16 protein-coding genes and 1 rRNA gene are annotated in these 21,621 nt (G+C 47.4%); 10 read left to right on the forward strand and 7 right to left on the reverse strand.

The genetic code is table 11. The annotated features are described in order from the left end of the window. The first annotated feature begins 25 nt into the window (after window positions 1-25). Window positions 26-136, forward strand: a 5S ribosomal RNA gene (rrf, locus tag ACEW9O_RS01590). A gap of 499 nt (window positions 137-635) precedes the next feature. Here rrf and ACEW9O_RS01595 read toward each other — a convergent pair. Then, window positions 636-1,091, reverse strand: coding sequence for a hypothetical protein (locus tag ACEW9O_RS01595; protein ID WP_373548364.1), 456 nt, complete (start codon window positions 1,089-1,091; stop codon window positions 636-638). 110 nt (window positions 1,092-1,201) lie between these two features. On the opposite strand from ACEW9O_RS01595, the gene ACEW9O_RS01600 reads away from it, so the two are divergent. After that, window positions 1,202-2,275 (forward strand): YhcG family protein, encoded by a 1,074-nt coding sequence (locus ACEW9O_RS01600; protein ID WP_373548385.1) that lies wholly within the window; start codon window positions 1,202-1,204, stop codon window positions 2,273-2,275. A 97-nt stretch (window positions 2,276-2,372) separates the two neighbouring features. Here ACEW9O_RS01600 and ACEW9O_RS01605 read toward each other — a convergent pair whose 3' ends face one another. After that, a complete protein-coding gene (locus tag ACEW9O_RS01605) occupies window positions 2,373-3,020 on the reverse strand; it encodes an MBL fold metallo-hydrolase (protein ID WP_373548365.1) in 648 nt (215 codons plus the stop codon). A gap of 159 nt (window positions 3,021-3,179) precedes the next feature. Here ACEW9O_RS01605 and ACEW9O_RS01610 point away from each other — a divergent pair, with 159 nt between their 5' ends. Continuing rightward, a complete protein-coding gene (locus ACEW9O_RS01610) occupies window positions 3,180-6,716 on the forward strand; it encodes a hypothetical protein (RefSeq protein ID WP_373548366.1) in 3,537 nt (1,178 codons plus the stop codon). A 136-nt stretch (window positions 6,717-6,852) separates the two neighbouring features. Here the strand turns inward: ACEW9O_RS01610 and ACEW9O_RS01615 are convergent, their stop codons facing one another. Next, window positions 6,853-8,004, reverse strand: a complete 1,152-nt coding sequence (locus ACEW9O_RS01615) for a methionine aminotransferase (protein ID WP_373548367.1) — start codon at window positions 8,002-8,004, stop codon at window positions 6,853-6,855. A gap of 79 nt (window positions 8,005-8,083) precedes the next feature. Then, a complete protein-coding gene (locus tag ACEW9O_RS01620; RefSeq protein WP_373548368.1) occupies window positions 8,084-8,326 on the reverse strand; it encodes a 4a-hydroxytetrahydrobiopterin dehydratase in 243 nt (80 codons plus the stop codon). 133 nt (window positions 8,327-8,459) lie between these two features. Here ACEW9O_RS01620 and mtaB point away from each other — a divergent pair, with 133 nt between their 5' ends. The 3 genes from mtaB (at window position 8,460) to ACEW9O_RS01635 (ending at window position 11,817) form a co-directional block, all read left to right on the forward strand. Further along, window positions 8,460-9,800 carry a tRNA (N(6)-L-threonylcarbamoyladenosine(37)-C(2))-methylthiotransferase MtaB gene (gene mtaB, locus ACEW9O_RS01625; RefSeq protein ID WP_373548369.1) on the forward strand — a complete coding sequence of 447 codons (1,341 nt, stop codon included), beginning with the start codon at window positions 8,460-8,462 and terminating at the stop codon, window positions 9,798-9,800. Window positions 9,801-10,067: 267 nt separating this feature from the next. Then, window positions 10,068-11,171, forward strand: a complete 1,104-nt coding sequence (locus ACEW9O_RS01630; RefSeq protein ID WP_373548370.1) for a lytic transglycosylase domain-containing protein — start codon at window positions 10,068-10,070, stop codon at window positions 11,169-11,171. 142 nt (window positions 11,172-11,313) lie between these two features. Continuing rightward, the gene (locus tag ACEW9O_RS01635) at window positions 11,314-11,817 is read left to right on the forward strand and encodes a DUF2911 domain-containing protein (protein WP_373548371.1); all 504 of its coding nucleotides are present in this window, start codon (window positions 11,314-11,316) and stop codon (window positions 11,815-11,817) included. A 114-nt stretch (window positions 11,818-11,931) separates the two neighbouring features. Here ACEW9O_RS01635 and uvrB read toward each other — a convergent pair whose 3' ends face one another. The 3 genes from uvrB to ACEW9O_RS01650 form a co-directional block, all read right to left on the reverse strand. Beyond that, window positions 11,932-13,953 (reverse strand): excinuclease ABC subunit UvrB, encoded by a 2,022-nt coding sequence (uvrB, locus tag ACEW9O_RS01640; RefSeq protein WP_373548372.1) that lies wholly within the window; start codon window positions 13,951-13,953, stop codon window positions 11,932-11,934. Window positions 13,954-14,048: 95 nt separating this feature from the next. After that, complete coding sequence (locus tag ACEW9O_RS01645; protein ID WP_373548373.1) at window positions 14,049-15,707, reverse strand: adenylate/guanylate cyclase domain-containing protein; 1,659 nt, start codon at window positions 15,705-15,707, stop codon at window positions 14,049-14,051. 140 nt (window positions 15,708-15,847) lie between these two features. Beyond that, entirely contained in the window at window positions 15,848-16,846 is a 999-nt protein-coding gene (locus ACEW9O_RS01650) for a glycosyltransferase family 2 protein (protein WP_373548374.1), read from the reverse strand. Window positions 16,847-17,239: 393 nt separating this feature from the next. On the opposite strand from ACEW9O_RS01650, the gene atpD reads away from it, so the two are divergent. The 4 genes from atpD to ACEW9O_RS01670 all read left to right on the forward strand — a co-directional run bounded on the left by atpD (window position 17,240) and on the right by ACEW9O_RS01670 (window position 21,617). Further along, the gene (gene atpD / locus ACEW9O_RS01655) at window positions 17,240-18,745 is read left to right on the forward strand and encodes a F0F1 ATP synthase subunit beta (RefSeq protein ID WP_373548375.1); all 1,506 of its coding nucleotides are present in this window, start codon (window positions 17,240-17,242) and stop codon (window positions 18,743-18,745) included. 128 nt (window positions 18,746-18,873) lie between these two features. Beyond that, a complete protein-coding gene (locus ACEW9O_RS01660) occupies window positions 18,874-19,179 on the forward strand; it encodes a F0F1 ATP synthase subunit epsilon (RefSeq protein WP_373548376.1) in 306 nt (101 codons plus the stop codon). A gap of 223 nt (window positions 19,180-19,402) precedes the next feature. After that, window positions 19,403-19,843, forward strand: a complete 441-nt coding sequence (locus ACEW9O_RS01665) for a DUF1801 domain-containing protein (protein WP_373548377.1) — start codon at window positions 19,403-19,405, stop codon at window positions 19,841-19,843. An 88-nt stretch (window positions 19,844-19,931) separates the two neighbouring features. Beyond that, on the forward strand, window positions 19,932-21,617 hold the full coding sequence (locus tag ACEW9O_RS01670; RefSeq protein WP_373548378.1) for a serine hydrolase domain-containing protein: 1,686 nt from the start codon (window positions 19,932-19,934) through the stop codon (window positions 21,615-21,617). Window positions 21,618-21,621 lie beyond the last annotated feature (4 nt).

The raw sequence follows: 21,621 nt of genomic DNA on the forward strand, positions 1-21,621 counted from the left end.
AACATTCGTCATTCACCAAAGAATTGTTGGTGGTTATAGCGAGCGGGTTCCACCTCTTCCCATTCCGAACAGAGAAGTTAAGCCGCTCAGCGCTGATGGTACTGCCCTTGGGTGGGAGAGTAGGTCGCTGCCAACTCAATACAACACACAGCCTCATTCGTTAACTCGGATGGGGCTTTCGTGTGTCTGGGCCAGAACAAAACCTAACATACAACCCGACCTGAAAAACACCATTTCAATTCGGAACGCAGGGCGTCCCGAATGCAATACAGACCAGATATATGGGGCCCTGCTCCTCTACCACAATGTAACCTGTCTAACCACGGAGTGGTTTAATTCAGAATAGCCGCAGTCGTCTGCGGTAAAAAGCCGGAGCGAGGTGTCCCAACCACGGCAGTGGTTGAACTGACCACTGCGAATGGTTCAACCGCTACCGCGGTTGGGAAACGAACCTGGGCCCGAAAAATCCCCGGACGACCGGGGCTATTCTGAATTCAATCGCTCCGCGATTCGTAGGATGTTGAAATTGAGGGAGATAGGTTCAAGTTAATAATCAAAAAAGCCACTGCACTTATCTACATTTGCAGTAGTTTTTTACAAATAACGATCTTCATCACAAACTTTAGCTATTAACGTTACGGCCTGGAAATAACTTCAAATTTATTGTAAACGTCAATACGCAACTCCCGATTTAAATGCTCGAAAGTACGCAACGGAACAACAATAAACTCCCCACCTTTCTGAGGCGCTTTCTCTTGACGGTAGTAATTCCGAATAGTCAGCTCATAAGTAGGCGTCTCTTTGAAACGGTGACATTCTCCAAAAGGCTCAACATACCAGACATAAATAGCGCTACAGGACTCTGGATAATAACAAACTGACATTTCGTCTTGATAAGGTTGCCAGTCGGCAATTTCTTTCCATAAATAGGTAGTGATGTTATTGCTCAGCAATTCTATGTCTTTTTCTAACTGCTTAATTTGAGCTCGTTTGGCATTGATTGACTGTTGTTGCTCAAACACAGCCGCGACAGTTTCTCCATTTAAAGTCATCGGTTTTCTTTTGATGGATAGGATAGGGTTTGAAATCATTTTGTAAATTTGCGTTTTTTTAAACTTTAAATATCTTTTTTTATTTTTTTAAACTTATTATTATCCTACCCCTAATAACTAGAACAATTATGGATAACCCATCTACACCTATGATCACCTACCAACATTGGTCCGCCGATTGGAAGCAACGCATCCAATCAGCACAAATCAAGGCGGCTTTACAGGTCAACCGCGAAGCATTGAGCTTGTATTGGGAATTGGGGCGAGACATCGTTATTCGACAAGAAACAAGCACGTGGGGCGATGGGTTGATTCCCCGATTTGCAAAAGACTTGAAAGAAGCATTTCCACATTTAACGGGCTTTTCAAGGACAAATCTTTTTTATATCCGTAAATGGTTCCTTTTTTACAAAGAGCAAATACAAATTGTCCCACAACTTGCGGGACAATTTGCATCTGCTGATCAATTAGCTAATAATGAACTTATTATCCTGTTTTTTTCCGTGCCTTGGGGGCATCATCGCCATATTCTCGATAAGTGCGCTGAGGTCAACCAGGCTATTTTTTACCTCAAAAAAACGGTACAAAATGCATGGAGCCGGGATGTACTTCAAATTCAAATGAAACAAAACCTCTACGAGCGCCAGGGCAAAGCCATCACGAATTTCGAATGGATACTTCCCAAACCCCAAAGCGACTTGGCTCGTGAAACCTTGAAAAACCCCTACAATTTTGACTTTTTACATCTCGGAGAGGAGGCACTGGAGCGAGATGTAGAACAAGCCATGTTACACCATGTGGAGAAAGTGCTATTGGAACTTGGGCAAGGTTTTGCATTGCTAGGACGACAATACAAGATTATCGTAGCCGAGGAAGAGTTTTACATCGATCTCCTGTTTTATCACACCCGGCTACACGCATATATGGTGGTAGAACTGAAGGGCGGCGCTTTCAAACCTGAATACACGGGCAAACTTAATTTCTACTGTTCAGCCGTTGATGATTTGCTTCGCAGTGAGCTTGATCAAGCTACAATTGGTTTGATCCTCTGTCGAGAAGCAGGCAAACAAACCATCGTAGAATATGCTTTGCGGGATATTAAAAAACCTCTAGGCGTTGCTGAATACATTTTGACCCAGACTTTACCAGAGAGTCTTCGCAATATCCTGCCCACTACCGAAGAACTTGAACGGGAGCTGGATGAAAACTTTGAAGAGGGTTAAATCGGTAAATTAGAGCTTTAAACTGTGGAACAAAAGCATATCCAGGAGGTACGTTCCCTCATGAGCAATTCGGAACGCACCGCGTTCCAAATCCCCCCTACTCCCCCACCAAATACGGATTCCCCTTCCGCTCTGCGCCAATCGTCGTCGCCACCCCGTGCCCGGAATACACCTTCACCTCATCCGGCAGCACCATCAATTTTTCCCGAATGTTTTTCATCAGGGTCTGTAAATTCCCGCCTGGCAGGTCGTAACGTCCGATGCTGTTTTTGAACAAAACATCACCTGAGAGTACAAACCGATCCTTTTCGCAGTAAAAAGAAAGGCTGGCTGGCGAGTGGCCGGGCGTAAAAATGGCTTTGAGCCGGGTTTCCCCGAACTCGATCACGTCACCTGCGGTGAGGAACTTGCCAATGGCAGGCGAAGGATCTGGATACGGGATCTGGTACATCGAAGCCACCTGTACTCCGCTGTCGAGCACCACCTGTTCGCCCTGATGGGCTTCCAGCACCAGGTTAAAAGTGGTCGCGATAAAATGATTGCCCAAAATATGGTCGATGTGGCAATGCGTATTGATCAGGCGGACCGGGCGCAATTCCAGGCGGTGGATCGTTTCCAACAGCTCGGCTTTTTCATCGGGGAACAAGCAGCCGGGATCCACCACTATACATTCCTTCGTATCATCATAGACAACGTACGTGTTTTCCTGAAAAGGATTGAACGTAAGCTGGATAACATTTGCCATCCTTTTTTTCGTTTAGATTGTAGATTCTCACAAAAATGGCTAATTTGAGAGGTATGTTGTGGAAAATCGGGCAGATTATTTTTTTTATCTCCTTTTTTAGTCTCAGAATGAACTGAATGTGGCACGATTATGTCATATTCTAAGCAAAATAATTAGTGTATGATCAAGCGACTTTACCTCTTGTGTTTGATGGGTGTTGTGCTGTTCAGTGTGGGAGCATTGGCACAGAGTAGCAACCAAGTCAAATTTGGCAAGAACCGTGTCCAATACCATAAAGACTTTGATGAATGGTCGCAGTACGAAAGCGACAATTTCTTTGTGTACTATTACGGTAAGTCGCGCAATGCTGCCCACAAAGTCGTCCAGATGGCGGAGTACGATTTCGACGAGATCCAGGCTCTCCTGGAGCACCGCATGAACGAAAAGCTCCAGATCATCGTGTACGCGGATGCGACCGACGTGAAGCAGAGCAACATCGGTTCGGAGGACTTGTTCGTGAGCAGCAACAACCAAACCAAGGTTTCAGGCACCACCATCTTCGTCTATTTTGATGGCAACCACCAGCACCTGCGCGAGCAAGTGCGCGAAGGCATCGCGGCGGTGTACCTCAATACCATGCTGTTTGGGGCCAACATCCAGGAGATCGTACAAAATGCGGTGATGCTCAATTTGCCGAACTGGTTCAAAGAAGGCCTCGTGGCCTACGCGGGCCAAACCTGGAACGTAGAACGCGACAACGAACTGCGGAACATCCTGCTAAGCCGCCGCTACAAAAAATTCGAACGTTTTGCCGATGATTTCCCCCGCCTGGCTGGACAATCCATGTGGTATTTCATCAGCGAAAAATATGGCCGCCCGGCGGTCTCCAACCTCTTGTACCTCACCCGCATCAACCGTAGTGTGGAAAGTGGCTTTTTGTACGTAATGGATCAATCCTTTCAGTCGGTCGTACAAGAATGGGATCAGTTTTACCGCAGCCGTTACGAAAGAGATTTACAAGGCCGGCAAATTCCCCAGGCTACCCAAACTGTCACCCTCAAAAAACGCAAGGAACAACTACCGCTGACCCAACTCAAACTTAGCCCCGACGGCAACAAAGTCGCATACGTGCTCAACGATATGGGGCGCGCCAACGTCTACATCTACGACTTACAACAGAAGAAAAAAACCAAAATTCTCAAAGAAGGTTATCGAAATGCCCTACAGGCTACCGATTTTAATTATCCTTTGATCGCCTGGAATCCGACCGGGCAACAACTCACCATCTTGTACGAGCGCCGGGACAACCTGAAACTGGCCAACTACGATGTGTTCAAGAAGAAAATCACTACCGAACTGCTTTCCGAGCAATACCAAAGGGTTTACAGTCTCGATTTTGTCGACAACTTTACCCTCCTGTTTTCCGCGGAAGTGAGTGGTCAATCCGATATTTTTCTCTACACCCCGCGTACCCGTCAAAGCCAGCGCATCACCGCCGACATCTACGACGACCTGGACGCTACGGTGGTCAATGTGCGTGACCGCAAAGGGATTCTTTTTACCTCCAATCGCCCAGACATCTTTCTGCGCAACATCAAACCGGATAGCATCCTGCCCGTTGCCTCGCTAGATGTGTTTTACTACGACCTCAAGGGCGAAATCAAGGAGTTTGTACGCGTAACCAACACGCCCCTGGCCAGCGAACGTTATCCAATGCAAGCAGACAGCACCTATTTTTCCTACCTGAGTGATCGGCACGGGATTTACAATCGGGAGTCCGGGTTCTTGGAAACCTTTGTGCGCGAGTATCAGCAGCACATCTTTTTGAAGGACGGTACCGAGCTGGTTTGGCCAATGGATTCCTTAGTGACCAAACTGGATTCAACCCAAATTGATTCCGTACAAGTGCGCCCAGTGATTCGGGAACGGGCGATTACCCACATCGAAACCAATTTGCCCTACCACATCAGCCAGCAGCATAGTGCTCCACAAAGTGGCAAGTTGGTGGAATCTTATGCCGCGTTGGGACGCCGCTCTTTTTATACCAATCGACTTACGCCTACCAATTCCAGTGTTCCGGCTACCACAGCCTTCCGGGCGCGAGAAAAACAAATGGAGGGCTTGATTTATGTAAAAGATACGGCTTCAGCAGCAGGTATGCCCATCATGACGAATGGGGTGCCCGTGCGACCCGTTTTGGTGGATACGCCCAAAATAGAGATTGTGGTCAAAGCACCACCAAAGGACACAATAGTAACGAATCAGGAGGAGTTGTATTTGTTCCAAAGCGAATTTGGCAATCCTCCAGCGAGTTCGGTAGCCGATAAAAAACTGGAAGAAACACCCGCAGTCGCCACTGAACCAGCTACCACTCCCCCACCGGTGACGACCCGGCCCAGCGAAACCCTGGCACCAGTCAACGGCATGAGCTTCCCGCTACAAATGGCCACGAATCGCAAGTTGTACATCCTCAATCCAACCCGGGCAATCCCCTATCGCTTGCAGTTCCGCTCCGATTTTGTGACCTCACAAATGGACAACTCCCTGCTTTTTGAAGGTATGGAAAGTACGGCGGCCAACCCGGATGGGTATCAGCTGCCTCCTCCTGGCATTTTGCTCAAGGCGAACATCAAAGATCTTTTTGAAGACTACGAATTTGAAGGTGGCATTCGGATTCCCACGACCTTCAACGGTGCGGAATACTTTGCGACCTTCAACAATAAAAAACACCGCCTGGATCAAACCTATGCGGTATACATGCGCAATACCCGCTTCAATGACCAGAGCCCAACCTTGGTGCCACGTCGCCGGGAGTACAATATTCTGCTGGGGCAATACGGCGTCCGGTACCCACTGGATGTCTTCCGCAGCATCAGGGCTACCTCTACCTTGCGCCGTGACCGGATGGTGCAACTGGCTACCGACCGCGCTACTTACAATGTGCCGGATCAAACCAGTCAACGGATTGGCATACGTTTGGAGTATGTGTTTGACAATACTGTTGATATTGCGCTCAACTTGCGTACGGGTACCCGCTATCGGGTCTTTGCGGAAGCCCAAAAGAAATTTTCGGTGGGTGACGAAGCCAATTTTGATATCAATTTCAACAAAGGAACGATGACCGTATTGGGTGCGGATTTCCGGCATTATCAGCGCGTTTTGCGGCATTCGATTCTGGCGGGGCGTTTTGCGGCAGGTACTTCCTTTGGTTCAGAAAGAATCCTTTATTTCCTTGGTGGAATGGACAACTGGCTTTTCCCTCAGCAAAACAACGATATTCCTGTGCCTAGCGGCAACTTTGCTTTCCAAACCCTGGCGGCTAACCTGCGTGGATTCCCGATCAACATTCGCAATGGTAGCTCTTTTGCCCTGGCGAACACGGAATTGAGAATACCCCTGTTCCGCTACTTCTCGCGTCGGATTCAGTCTCCACTGTTCAAAAACTTCCAGGTTATCGGCTTTTTTGACATCGGTACAGCTTGGGAAGGCAAAACGCCTTACCGCGAGGACAACCCACTGAATACTTCTAAATTCCCGGACGGGCCTTTCATCACGACGACGGTAAATTATTTCCGGGATCCACTGGTGGCAGGTTATGGCTTTGGAGCACGGACGACTTTGTTTGGGTACTTCATCCGGGCGGATTATGCCTGGGGGATTGAAACGCAGCAGATACAGAAACCGAAGTTGTATTTGTCGTTTGGGCTTGACTTTTAGCCTGAGGTGACCCTAAGGTTTCTAAAGTTTCTTAGGTGGTAAAAAAGAAAAAACCTGCGTAGCAGGGGATTCTTTCACCACCTAAGAAACCTAAGACACTCAAGGAATCACCTAAGAAGGGACGAATTGAAGTAGATTACCCCTTACCGATTCCCCGCAACCGCTCTCCCGCCAATTCCAGCGTCTCTTCTTTTTTCGCAAAACAAAAACGAATGATTTTTTCATCCCGCCTGCCGTGGAAAAACACGGAAACCGGGATAGCGGCTACTTTATGGTCAATCGTCAATCGGCGGCAGAAATCCACATCTGACTCGGTGCTGATTTGGCTGTAATCGCAGAGTTGGAAATAAGAACCTTCACTCAACAGTGGGCGAAATAGTGAACCCTCGATGGCGTCGAGGAAAAAATCTCTTTTGTGGGTGAAAAAAGTACCCAAGCCGAGGTACTCGTGGGGGTCTTCTAAAAAATCCGCCAAGGCGTATTGCATGGGGGTATTGATCGAAAAAACATTGAATTGGTGCACTTTGCGGAACTCAGCAGTAAGCGCAGGCGGGGCAATACAGTACCCTATTCTCCATCCGGTATTGTGGAAGGTTTTGCCAAAAGAATACACAGCTACGGCCCGATCGCGCAAAGCCGGGTAGCGCAAAATACTTTGGTGCTCATGGCCATCGTATACCATGTGTTCGTATACCTCATCGCTAAGAATGATGATATCGCTGCTGCTCACCAGTTTTTCTAGAGCCTGCATGTCGGCAGGTTTCAGGATTTTTCCGATCGGGTTTTGGGGCGTATTGATGATGATCATCCGGGTTTTCATGCTGATCAAACGCATCAGGCGATCCCAGTCGATGGTGTAATCGGGCGCGCTGAGCTCAAAGGATTTGGTGATGCCGCCGAATAATTCAATACTGGGTCGATAGGAGTCGTACGCTGGTTCAAACACGATGACTTCATCGCCAGGGCTGACCAGTGCTCCAATGGCTGTGAAAATACCTTCAGTGGCTCCAGCTGTAATGGTGATCTCCTGATCCGGGTCAATTTTCACCCCGTACAGGCCATCAACTTTTTCAGCAATACGTTGGCGCAAAATCGGTACACCCGCCATGGGGGCATACTGGTTGTAACCCTGACGCATATAGTGGGCCACCAACTCATTTAAACGTTGGGAGGACGGAAAATCCGGGAAACCCTGCGCAAGATTAATTGCCCCGTGTTCTTGCGCCAGGGCAGACATGACCGTAAAAATGGTGGTGCCTACGCCCGGTAATTTAGATGACACAATCATGGCGGTAAAGCTAGTCAATGTAAGGCAATAGCAGTATGGTTTGGGTAGGATTTATTCTATTTTTTGCCCTACTACTATGTCATTGATAACGTGTCAAAACCCGATCAATCGCTTTGGCCAAGTCCCAATCTTTATCCGTGACCACATCACCAGCATCGTGGGTGCTCAGGTAAATGTCCACTCGATTCCAGACGTTGGTCCACAAAGGGTGGTGTTCGTGCTTTTCGGCTAAAATTGCCACTTCCGTCATAAAAGCAAAGGCTTGGCTAAAGTCTTTAAAATGGAATGTTGCCGAGAGTTGATTGTCTTTTTCCGTCCACATTGGGATATGATTTCTTTGTATAAAGTTTGAGCCCTTGAAAAAGTTCAACTCATGAACAGCATTGTTTGTGGAGTAATGGAGAAAGCCTTACCTTTGCATCCTGTTTTTCATCAAGTTAAAGTAAGCGTGCAGCATGGCCACACCGAGAACAGTCGCATTTTATACATTGGGATGTAAATTGAACTACTCCGAGACTTCCTCGATTGCCCGTTTGTTTGAAGGCGCAGGATATACCGAGATCGACTTTGAGCAGGGTGCCGATGTATATGTGATCAATACTTGTTCAGTGACCGATTTTGCGGATCGCAAATGCCGCAAGGTGGTGCGCCAGGCTTTACGCCACTCACCGCAAGCTTTCGTGGTAGTGGTAGGCTGTTATGCTCAGCTCAAACCCGAAGAAATTGCGGAAATTCCGGGCGTTGATCTGGTGCTGGGCGCTGCTGAAAAATTCCGCATTTTGGATTTTATCGATACCCTCTCGAAAGCACCTGGGAAAGGGATGGTCCACGCAGGTGAGGTACGGGAAGCCCGCAACTTTGTTGATGCCTTTTCTTTTGGCGACCGCACCCGTTCTTTCCTTAAGGTACAAGATGGCTGCAATTACAAATGTTCTTTTTGCACAATTCCCCAAGCACGCGGCGCTAGCCGCAGCGATAAGGTAGAAAACGTGGTGGCCAATGCCTGGAAAATTGCCGAAATGGGCGTGAAGGAAATTGTGCTTACTGGGGTGAACATCGGCGATTTTGGGAATGGAACGGAGGTGATTGAAGGTACTGCGCCCAAGAAGGAGGCGATGTTCATCGACTTGATCAAAGAATTGGATAAAGTAGAAGGCATTAGCCGTTTTCGGATTTCTTCGATTGAGCCCAATTTGTGTACGGACGAAATTATCGATTTTGTAGCGGGTTCACAACGCTTTGCGCCTCATTTTCACATGCCACTCCAATCGGGCAACAACCAGCAACTGCGGCTAATGCGCCGACGCTATACCCGAGAATTGTACGTAGAGCGGGTGGCACGGATCAAACAACAAATGCCTCATGCCTGTATTGGCGTAGATGTAATTGTGGGTTTTCCGGGTGAAACCCATGAAGATTTTTTGGAAACCTATCATTTTCTCAATGATTTGGACATTTCCTACCTGCACGTATTCACCTACTCCGAACGCGCCAATACCCCTGCCGCAGAAATGGAAGGTGTAGTCCCCGTCAACGTACGGAGGGAGCGGAATGAGATGTTGGGTATTTTGAGTGAAAAAAAACGGCGGCATTTTTACGAGCAACACCTGGGGCAAAACCGGCCAGTTTTATTTGAAATGCATAAGGACAAAAACCTGATGGCAGGTTTCACCGACAATTACATCAAGATCGAAGTACCCCTGCAAGTCGAATTGTTAAACCAAGTCTTAAGTGTTGATTTACAAAAAATTAACCGTGAAGGTATTGTGGAGATTGGACTTGGGATACTAGCATAAGTTTTCTTTCATTTTTATATCTTTAAATTAACTTATTTCTACTTACATAAATCACAGATCACAAGCGCTTTTCTCTTTGCACAAAGAGTCATGTGGAAAACTTTTTCCTAAGGCATTGACTACAAGAGTTTTAGTTTTAAGTTAAATAAACTATCTTTGAATTAAGCTTTTTGAAATTAGACTATTTACCTACCTACGGCACTTCTGCCATTGTAAGCATTCCAAGTATTACGAACATATTTCACACACCAGCAAATTTTTATTCCCATGAACGCCACTTGTCCCCGAGGAGTATACCAACTTCTCTTAGCACCCTGTTTGGCCATGAGTTTCACAGGCCCTATTAACGCCAATTCTGATTACGATTTTTTGAAGATTCACCCAGCCGCTGTCACAATTTTTCAACACGAAAACTTGCCAAATCTGGCCCTCACTAACGCACACTCCCTGAAGTATGTGAAAATGTATACTGCTTACGGCAAAGTACATACCGCAGCGATGTTAGGCCGAGGCATGTATTATTTTCCAATTTATGAACGACACCTGAGTGCCCAACAAATGCCATTGGAATTGAAATACCTTTCCATGGTGGAGTCGGAACTGCGTACAGATGTGGAATCACCCAGCGGAGCGGTTGGTTTGTGGCAATTTATGTCTCCTACCGCTCGGCATTATGGTTTGCGCCAGAATGATTGGCGCGACGAACGACGCGATCCAGAAGCGGCTACTTTGGCAGCGGTGAGGTACCTCAAGGATCTGTATATCGAATTTGGCAATTGGGAGTTGGCCCTTGGTGCTTACAATTGCGGCTCTGGCCGCATGCGTGGCGCGATACGCCGGGCTAAGTCCACAGACTTTACCCTGGTGCGTAAACATTTACCAGTTCAAACTCAATCCTATTTGGCCAAATTTTACGCAGCAGCGTACATCTCCAATTTTTTCGAAGATTACCAAATTTCACCAAAAATACCCATGGCATTGAGCGGAGGCACCAGCACTATTGAAGTGAAAGAAGTAAATTCCTTTGCTCAATTGTCGCGAATTTGCCACTTGCCCATCAGCAAAATCAAACGCCTCAATCCGCAGTATACCCAAGGTGTTTGGCCCAATGGAGCCGAAGGTATCTGGATGGTGCTGCCTGAAGAGCCCGCCCGGCGCTACCTGGCTCATTTCAACCGGATGCCTCAGCGCATTGATATTTTGCCAGAAGATGCATTTGCTAATCAAGATTCGGAATTTTTGCCCGTCACCGAGCCTTATCGCATTTTAAATTCCAGGTTGATGGATTTGGGGGGGCGTCAGCCAGCTAAGGAACAAGGCCAGGAGGCTCGGCGGTATTACTCAAAATACTTTTTGCGCGGAGAAGCGTAAACTTGAACAAACTTGATCGTGTTTTGATAAGGAGTGATAAAAAAATAAGTGTTCCTTTTGCCCCATTACTAAGGTACTCCCAAAAGATTTTGTACATCTTTGTGAACAACTAGTTTTGTATCACATCAAACTATATCAAGACATGAAAAAAATGTTTTTGCTACTCAGCTTATCTATGATCGGTTTATTGGCCCAAGCTCAAGAGAATAAACCACCAGCCAGCCCAGCAGCTAAAGCTATGGCAACCGTCAAAGGTAAAACCATCACCATTGATTATGGTCAGCCTTCCGTGAAAGGCCGCGAGATTTGGGGCAAATTGGTTCCCTATGGCCAGGTCTGGCGTACTGGCGCGAATGCCAGTACTTCTATTGAATTTTCGGCTGATGTAATGTTGCAAGGAAAAGCAGTGCCAAAAGGTAAGTATGCATTGTACACCATCCCCAATGCCGATCAATGGACTATCATTATCAATAAGACCATCGCGTGGGGTGCTTACACTTACAAAGAGGCAGATGATGTAATTAGAGTGAATGTGCCTGCTAAAAAATCCAAAGCTTTTACCGAGCAAATGACCTTTGCGGTTTCCAAAAAAGGAGTGGTTTCCTTGATGTGGGAAAATGTGCAAGTGGATTTCAAGGTGAAATAAATTCGTGCCGACGATCCTGTTGGGGCGGCTGTTGGGGCGGCCCTATGTGGCCGCCCTAATCGACGGGCAACCACGCAGGGGCAACCACAGAGGGGCAACCACGCAGGGTTGCCCCTACGCCGTTTTTAATTTTTCCCGCAAAGCGAATAAATCATCCCGCAATTGCGCTGCAGTAATAAAATCCAATTCCTTGGCGGCCAATTTCATCTTGCGTTCGGTTTCTACTGCTAGTCTTTCCAATTGATCCCGCGTCATGTAGCTCACCAGTGGATCCGCTGCTATGGTTACCGTTTCTGGTTCGATATAGGCATGCGTTGTTTTGCCCCGTACATCAAGGATGGAACGTTGGTTGAGGATTTCTTCTTTCGATTTAAATACGGTTTTGGGTGTAATGCCCCGCTCTTCGTTATGGGACATTTGAATGACGCGGCGGCGCACCGTTTCATCAATGGTGCGTTGCATGGAGTCGGTGATTTTGTCGGCATAAAAAATCACTAGACCATTTGAATTCCGGGCAGCGCGGCCTGCAGTTTGGGTCAGTGAGCGGTCGTTGCGCAAAAAACCTTCTTTGTCCGCATCCAGGATTGCCACCAGGGATACCTCGGGTAAGTCCAAACCTTCCCGCAATAAGTTGACTCCGATCAGCACATCAAAACCACCCAGGCGTAAGTCACGCAAAATTTCTACCCGCTCCATGGTGTCCACTTCGGAGTGAATGTAGCGTACCTTGATGTTGAGTTTGGAAAGGTATTTGGTCAGTTCTTCGGCCATCCGTTTGGTCAGGGTGGTAACCAAGACCCGTTCATCTTTTTCGATGCGCTGTTGAATTTCTTCCAACAAATCATCAATTTGATTGAGGCTGGGGCGCACCTCAATTGGCGGGTCCAGCAAGCCAGTGGGGCGAATCAATTGTTCAACCAGCACCCCGCCCGTTTGTTCTAGTTCATAGTCACTCGGAGTGGCACTGACATAAATGACCTGATTGATCAAGCCTTCAAATTCGGTGAAATTGAGCGGGCGGTTGTCCATCGCCGAGGGTAGTCGGAAGCCGTGCTCCACCAAACTGAGCTTACGCGCCCGGTCACCTCCGTACATGCCTCGCAACTGCGGAATGGTAACGTGGCTCTCATCAATCACCAGCAAAAAATCATCCGGGAAATAATCCAACAAACAGAAGGGTCGAGTACCTACGGTACGTCCATCAAAAAAGCGCGAATAGTTTTCTACACCATTGCAATAGCCCAACTCCTTGATCATTTCGAGGTCAAAGTTGGTGCGCTCGTGGATGCGTTTGGCTTCCAGTAGGCGACTTTCCCGTTCGAAGAATCGCTCCTGGTCGTGCAATTCATCTTCGATTTGGCGGATGATCATGCCCAATCTTTCTTTGGGTGCAATGTAGAGGTTGGCAGGAAAAATGGCGGCAGTGGTCATTTTTTCAATGCGCTTGCCCGTTTCCACCTCGATCATCTCGATCTGATCAATTTCGTCGCCAAAAAACTGGATGCGGTAGCCGTAGTCTACGTAGGGCAAGTTGATGTCCACGGTATCACCACGTACACGGAAGGTGGCGCGTTTGAATTCGATTTCGGTCCGGGAATAAAGACTTTCTACCAATTTATACAAAAAGGCATTGCGTGAAACGACCTGCCCTTTTTGAATGCGGATGATCCCGGATTTGTAATCTTCCGGATTGCCCATGCCGTAAATGCAGGAAACCGAAGCCACGATGATGATGTCGCGCCGCCCCGAGAGCAAGTTGGAGGTAGCCCTTAGCCGCAACTTGTCTACCTGCTCATTGATTTGTAAGTCTTTTTCGATGTAGGTATCACTCACCGACATGTACGCTTCCGGTTGGTAATAATCGTAATAAGAGACAAAATACTCAACGGCATTGTCAGGAAAGAAGTCCTGCAATTCGCCATACAATTGTGCGGTGAGGGTTTTGTTGTGGGTTAGCACCAAAGTTGGGCGATCCACGTTGGCGATCACGTTGGCCACGGTAAAGGTTTTACCGGAGCCCGTTACGCCTAAAAGGACCTGGGCTCGTTCACCTCTGTTCAATCGATTGGTTAATTCAGCAATGGCCTGGGGCTGATCGCCAGTCGGGGAGTATTTAGAAACGAGTTGGAATGACATCTTGTGTGCTGCGTTTGGAGATAGACAGTAGTCTGGAGCATAAAAATACAAAAAGTTTTGATCATTCCAAACTCGTTTTTAGAACTTATACACTCTTATGCGGCGCCTACTGTACTTGGTTTTTTATTCACATAGTACATATCGAGATCCCCTTTGTTTTTCGCAGGCATTTTTCCACGGTAATTGCATTCGTAGCGGTAGCGAATTAGATTGTACGTGTCTTGCGAAATGTTCACCTGGCCAGCTTCACTATTGGCTTCGATGCGCGAAGCCAGGTTGACGGTATCGCCCCAAATGTCGTAGGCAAATTTCACATCCCCTACTACTCCGGCTACAACTGGACCCGTGTGTAAGCCAATGCGGGCTTCAAAATAAGGCTTGCCTTGTTTGATGCGCAACTCCTTGTATTCCTCCAGATAAGACTGCATATCAAGAGCGGCCTGAACTAAGTTGTTCGGTAATGCTTTGCGTTCGGATAAACCAGATGCACACATGTACGCATCCCCGATGGTTTTGATTTTTTCGATATCGGGATACTGCTTGGTGATGTGGTCAAAAGCTTTGAAACATTTGTCCAGTTCTTCTACCAATTCTTCTGGAGATAGTTGCTCCGCTATTTTGGTGAAATTGACAAAGTCGGAAAAAAGTACGGTAACCTGGTCAAAACGTCGCGCTTTGGCTTTGCCATTGGCTTTGAGTTCGTCGGCAATGTTTTTGGGCAAAATGTTGAGCAGGAGTTCCTCGTTGCGTAATTTTTCTTGCTCGATGATTTTGTTCTTTTCGGCGAGGGTTCTCTCGCCGCGCTGCTTGGCTTTGAAGCGACCAAAAAGCAGTAAGGACAACAAAAAGAAGAAAGCAGCTGCCAACACACTCAATTGAATGAACTTGGTTTGAGCAGCAACCTCATTTTTACGTTTTTCATCTTCCAATTGAGCAGCGGTAATGATGGCTTCTTTTTCAGCCAAAACGAGTTCTTGCTCCAGTTTTTCCCGCGAAAGTTGTTTGACTTCTGCCTCTTTGGCCTTGGCTGCGTCTTCGGCTTCAACTTTAGCTTTGGAGATGGTCTGGATGTCTTCGTCTTTGCGGGTAATTACTTCTTCGGCCATCAGGTTTTTTTCTTCCAGCTTTTCGTTGGATTCGGCTAGTTTTTCTTTTTCGGTACTCAGTTGGTTTTTTTCAGCAGAAAGATCGGCCAAGCGGCCTTGAATTTGACTAATTTGAGCTTCGAGGGTACGTTTTTCACGTTCGAGCGAGGAGCGCTGGGAATTGTATTTGTTTTCCAGGTCACTCATGTTATAGCCCTTGGAGTTGACGAACCTGAAGGCGTCGCTGGTGTGTCTAAAAGCGTCATCGTATTCCCGCTTTTTCGCAAAATACGAACTCAGTTTTTCAGTACTGCGGGCCAACATATCCAGGTCATTGGCCTCCTTGGCGAAGTTGATGGCATTCTTCATGTAGAGTTTGAAGTTGCCTTCATCTTTTTTGCGCTCGGCAATGGTGGCGATCAGATAATTGCTGGCTGCGGCTTGGACTTTGTTTCCGCTACTGGCGGACTCTCGAGCAGCTGCTTTGGCATAGCTCAATGCTTTTTCCACATCGGATGCCAAGTATGCGTTGGCCAATTGCTGGTTGAGGGTGATTTTTTCCTGCACATTGGTCGTTTCCTGGAGCTGCTTTTCCAGTTCCGGGATCGACTGTGCCCAGATTACATTGAGGGAAAAAAGGATAAGCAGACCTATTACACTATATTTCATGGTCAAGTGACTATTTTTTGAACTACAAAATAACTCTAAAAAGCACGATTTAGTATTTTTTTCATGCGTTTTCAGACAGCAAAACTTATGTAATAAGGAGAGATTGGTTAAAATGTTACAGTTTGAGAGGTTATTTCACTTTAGCAAAACCAAAAATAGTCCACTCCTGCCCTGAGTCCTAATTCGTCCAGCAAGGCTTTGATCGCGATTTGATCAAGGGGAGAAGCTACTGAAATGATGATCTGCATCGGTCCGAATTCCTTTAACTTGGACTCCTCCTCCATGATTACTCCATAAATTTGTTGCCCCCACTTGCGGGGATTGTCACATACCCAGCGAAACTTCACCTTGGCCTCGTTGAGCATGGTCGCAAAAGTTTTCCCCCTCGGCCCAGCACCCCAGAGTACCAATTCCCGCGTGGGGTCGTGATCGAGTGCCAGAAACCAGGGCAACTTCATGCGGAAATATTTCTGCATGTCGTATTCCTCATTCATGCGGGTAGTGCGGTCTGCGTGGTCGCGCCAGTACAGCAGCACTTCGGGGACGGTATGTGGTTGGAGGCCTATTTGCCGAAAACGGAAAATCAGGTCATAGTCTTCAGGTTTGATGTCGGGTTCAAAAGCGCCCGCACGCAGTAAGTCCTCGCGGTATACCAACCAGCAGGGCGCAGGAATGGGGCAATCGCGGTAAATTTCTTCCCATTGCCGGCCTTCCAGATTGACTTTATTGATCCATTCGCCGTAGCGGGCATAACCTTCGCCCAATTGGGCGTCGGAAAAATATTTGACCAAACCTGTGCTCAAATGCCCTGGGCCATGGGCGAGCAGCAAGTGGTACATGCGCTCCAGTTTTTGTGGCACCATAATGTCGTCGGCATCCATGCGGGTGATGAGTGTGCCAGTGCTTTGCTCCAAGGCCAGGCGCAGGGCTGGGATCACTCCCTTATCAGGATTGCGCAAAGGCCGAATGCGCGCGTCCCGCTGCTGGTAAGCTGCCAAGATTTGAGGCGTGCTGTCGGTCGATTGGTCGTCGATGGCCAGCAACTCCCAATCCGGATAACTTTGGGCCAAAATACTGTCTAAACATTCCGCCAAATAACGTTCTTCGTTGAAAATCGGCAGCAGGATACTGATACGCATAGTAAATTGAATGGTTGAGGGAGGTTGAGATGGTTGAGGGAAGTTGAGGCTACCGCGAGCGACTTAGACGCGGCCTTGTCCAAGTCGCTCGCGGCAGCCTCAACCATCTCAACCTCCCTCAACTTTCTCAACAGATTTGAGGAAGCACAAAAGTAATGGAGCTGGTGTAAAATGACAAAAATTATATTTTGTCAGACATCTCCGAATGAAATTTAACTCCAACATCTATTCACGAGGCAAAAAAAAGAACGGGCAGGCAGCCATTTTACCATCTGAGAAAAGATTTCAAAGTTATAACTGTTAAATTTTCTTTTGATTATCAGTTCTAAAGCCTAACTTTGCCGCGATTTTGAAGCATCGGAATCAATTAATCTTCAAACTGTTGATATAGTTATGGCAAATATCGGTCACGTCAAGCAGATCATTGGACCCGTAGTAGACGTATCCTTTGCCAACGAGACTCTTCCAGAGATCTTCAACGCATTGGAAATCAAACGCTCAAATGGTGATGTACTTGTTTTGGAAGTACAACAACACTTGGGTGAAGACAGTGTTCGCGCAATTGCAATGGATTCCACGGACGGTCTTACCCGTGGCACAGAGGTAGTCGACACTGGTCGCGCTATCGCAATGCCCGTTGGTGAAGGCATTCGCGGACGTTTGTTCAACGTAGTAGGTCAAGCAATTGATGGTATTCCTCAGCCAGATGGCAGCGAGGTTTATTCCATTCACCGCAAGCCACCTGCTTACGAAGACTTGTCTACGTCCAAAGAAATCCTGTATACGGGTATCAAGGTTATCGACCTGATCGAGCCATACATGAAAGGTGGTAAAATTGGTCTCTTTGGTGGTGCGGGTGTAGGTAAAACCGTATTGATCCAGGAGTTGATCAACAACATTGCCAAGGGATACGATGGTATCTCCGTATTTGCAGGGGTGGGCGAGCGTACCCGTGAAGGGAACGACTTGATGCGTGAAATGTTGGAAGCCGGCATCATCAACTACGGCGAAAAATTCATGCACTCCATGGAAGAAGGTGGATGGGATCTCAGCGGTGTAACCACTGATGACCTGAAACAATCCAAAGCAACCTTTGTATTTGGTCAGATGAACGAACCCCCTGGTGCACGTGCAAGGGTGGCGCTTTCGGGTTTGACTATTGCTGAATACTACCGCGACGGCGACCTCAGTGATCCTACTGGTGGCCGCGATATCCTTTTCTTTATCGACAACATCTTCCGCTTTACCCAAGCTGGTTCGGAAGTATCCGCGCTTTTGGGCCGGATGCCTTCAGCGGTAGGTTATCAGCCCACGCTGGCTACCGAGATGGGTTTGATGCAAGAACGGATTACCTCTACCCGCCGTGGTTCCATTACCTCCGTACAGGCGGTATATGTACCTGCGGATGACTTGACGGACCCTGCACCAGCAACGACCTTTGCGCACTTGGATGCCACCACGGTATTGAGTCGTAAAATTGCTTCTCTGGGTATCTATCCTGCGGTGGATCCTCTCGATTCAACTTCTCGTATCCTCGACCCTCGGGTGATTGGCGACGAGCACTACAATACTGCTCAACGGGTGAAAAACCTGCTGCAACGCTACAACGAATTGCAAGACATCATCGCCATCCTCGGGATGGAAGAATTGTCGGACGAAGACAAACAAGTCGTATTCCGTGCGCGGAAAGTACAACGCTTCTTGTCGCAGCCATTCCACGTTGCTGAGCAATTTACGGGCTTGAAAGGTGTATTGGTTCCAATCGAAGAAACCATCCGTGGCTTCAACATGATCATGGACGGCGAAGTAGACCAATATCCTGAATCTGCTTTCAACCTCAAAGGCAACATTGATGATGCCATTGAAGCGGGTAAGAAACTGTTGGCGGAAGCCGCTTAATATTAGTTGGGGGAGGTTGAGATGGTTTAGAAGGTTGAGGCTACCGCAAATGACGTTGATAACGGCAATTTCGGAAGATTAATCTTCTCAACTTTCTCAACCTTCTCAACTTTCTCAACCTTTCAACTATGAATATTACCGTACTTACTCCTGATCGCGAAATTTTCGCAGGTCCGATCAAATCGGTAAAAGTGCCGGGTGTAAAAGGGGAATTTCAGATCCTGCAAAACCACGCCCCGATCGTATCGGCTTTGTCGGCTGGCAAAGTGACGATTGTAACGGGTGCTGGCGACTACCGTTTTTACGACCTGGGCAAAAAAGAACAGGTGGAAGACAGTCAGGCCGAGCGCAAGATTGTTTTTCAGGTAGAATCCGGTTTTGTTGAAGTGCTGAACAATGAGGTTTCACTGCTACTCGCAGGCGTGAAAGCTTAAACGATAAATAATCTGCCGCAAGGCGGGTTATTATTTTGCTGAGTTTTTTAGAGGAGGGTAGTCCGGCATTCGGGCTACCCTCTTTTGGTTTTTAACGCTTTTTTTTTGATGTAGACTGCCATACGGTTGTCAGTGAGGTGTGTTTAATTTGTAGGATCAAATACCTGGAATCATGGAAAAACTGAAAACCATTTTGCGCGAGCCAATAAAATAAGCACACCGTATGCCTAAACCTGGCGGAAAGACCAAAATGCAAAATGTCAATTTCCAGTCTGTCGAGGAGTTTTTGGCATTTTTGCCACAAGATGAATTGGAAGTGGTAGAATTTTTGCGGCAACTCATCTACGATTGTATTCCGGATGTGAGTGAGAAGCTGAGCTACAATGTTCCTTATTTCAAACGGCACAAAACGATCTGCTTTATTTGGCCGGGGTCGGTCTTGTGGGGTAAAAAACAGAGTTACACTGGCGTAAGATTAGGCTTCACTCAAGGGCATTTGTTGACTGATGAAATGGGTTACCTGAACTTGGAAGGGCGTAAACAGGTGGCCTGGCGGGATTTTGAGCGGGTGGAGGACATTGATGTGGAGTTGTTGCAGGCGTATGTGTACGAGGGGGTGGTGGTGGATGAGGAATTCAGGAAGACAAAACACGACAAACGATAATAGCTCTTTTTTGTGGTTAATTGGAACGGATTAATGTGCTCAGAACACCTCCCAACATTCGCATAGTACACCTAAAATCTGCTTTCTAATGAAAACCCAAAAAATGCTCTACATCCTCGGCATCGCAAGCCTGAGTATTAGTACAGTTTCTCTACCGGCCCAAAGCGGCCTTGAAGTTTGTTTTCGTCACACCCTTGGCAAAGTCCGCAATGAATCCAAAATCCCGGCTCTGGGTGGGGTATTGGTATTTGATGGCAAAATTCAGGCCGCTGGTGCAACCGGTGTGCGTAAAGAGGGCACCAACTTCAATGTCACTGACAACGACCGTTTTCCGATTGGTTCTATTTCCAAAACCTTTACAGCATTGGTGATTGCTAAAGCGATCCAAAACAGCTCCCAGGTCATTGCAATCCCACAGCAACAACAGCAACAACAGCAGCAAGGCAACGGCCCCTTGAGTTGGGGCACCAAAATCAAGGATATTTTCCCAGCCTTGGCACAAGAACCCGGCATCCAACTTGCCTATTTGGACAAATCGCTGGCGGAAATAACGACGCACCAATCGGGCTTACCCAGAAGCGGCAGTGAAAGTAGTATTTGTGATAAATCCGATTTTATCCAGTACATGTTTTGTGGGCGCAATGAACACATGCTCAAAAACCTGAAACTCACCCCAGAACCCAACAGTGATTACAGCAACCTAGGCCCGGTGATTGCTACCAACATGATCCAGAAAAAAACCAATAAAACCTGGGAAACCCTGGTCGCAGAATACATTTACAACCCGCTGCAAATGGGGGCTGGATTCATCTCTACCTACGACTACGCCAATGTTAAAGACCCCATGTTCCACCAAAACAATGGTGCTGGTAACGTGCCTATTGCTTATTCTCAGGGGGATAGATACAATGTTGCGGCGCCAGCTGGCCACGTAGCCATCTCCCCTCGCGACATGGGCAAATACCTGGTAGAATTGATGCCCGGCGCACCGGGGCGAGTGGGCATCCTCAACAATCCCAACCTCGATTTGTACCTCAATAAACTGAACAACCTGCGCAACGTAACCCGGGGCGGCTGGATGGTAACCAACGCTGGTTGGGCACCCAATCAAAAAGTATTGTGGCACAATGGTTCGCACGGTAAAAACTATGCACACGCCTGGTTGTTACCCGATAGCAAAATTGGTTTTTGCGCCATGACCAACGTGCAGGGCAATACCGATATTGGAAAAAATGCCGTGAATCGGATGAATGAGAACCTCAAATTGATGTACCTCAATCGCAACATCCTGGGTTTGTTCACCCCCCAAATGGAAGCGTTCAATTACCAGTTGAGTAGTGTTGGCTTACAAATCAATCAAAAGAGCCTCAACGATGGAGAGCTGGCTTCTAGGTGGACATCAAGCATGAGCAATTCAACAGTTGATGTAGCGGTGGGCGCTCAGGCTGCGGTGGCGGGTATTGTAGTGTGCTACGCTGGTGCCAGCCACAACATCAAAGAAGTGCAAATTTATGCGCTGAGCCCTTCAAATCAAGAAACATTATTGCACAAAGGTGCCCCTGGAACCTACCAGAACATCTACGAATTTGGTGGTGGTTCACTGCAAGGTAGCAAAGTGCGTTTCCGCTTCATCAATCAGGATGGCAAACAGGTGGAAGTCAACGAAATTATGGTGCTTCAAAATACCCAGCGTTACTTTATGGCCTGGTTGGGCAATGTTCCCAAGGCTGAAAAAACGTCAGTTTTTGTGCCGCTGAACAAAGTTTCGAACTAGATGA

It is taken from the genome of Haliscomenobacter sp., from assembly GCF_041740695.1.
In the GTDB taxonomy this organism is placed as follows: domain Bacteria; phylum Bacteroidota; class Bacteroidia; order Chitinophagales; family Saprospiraceae; genus Haliscomenobacter.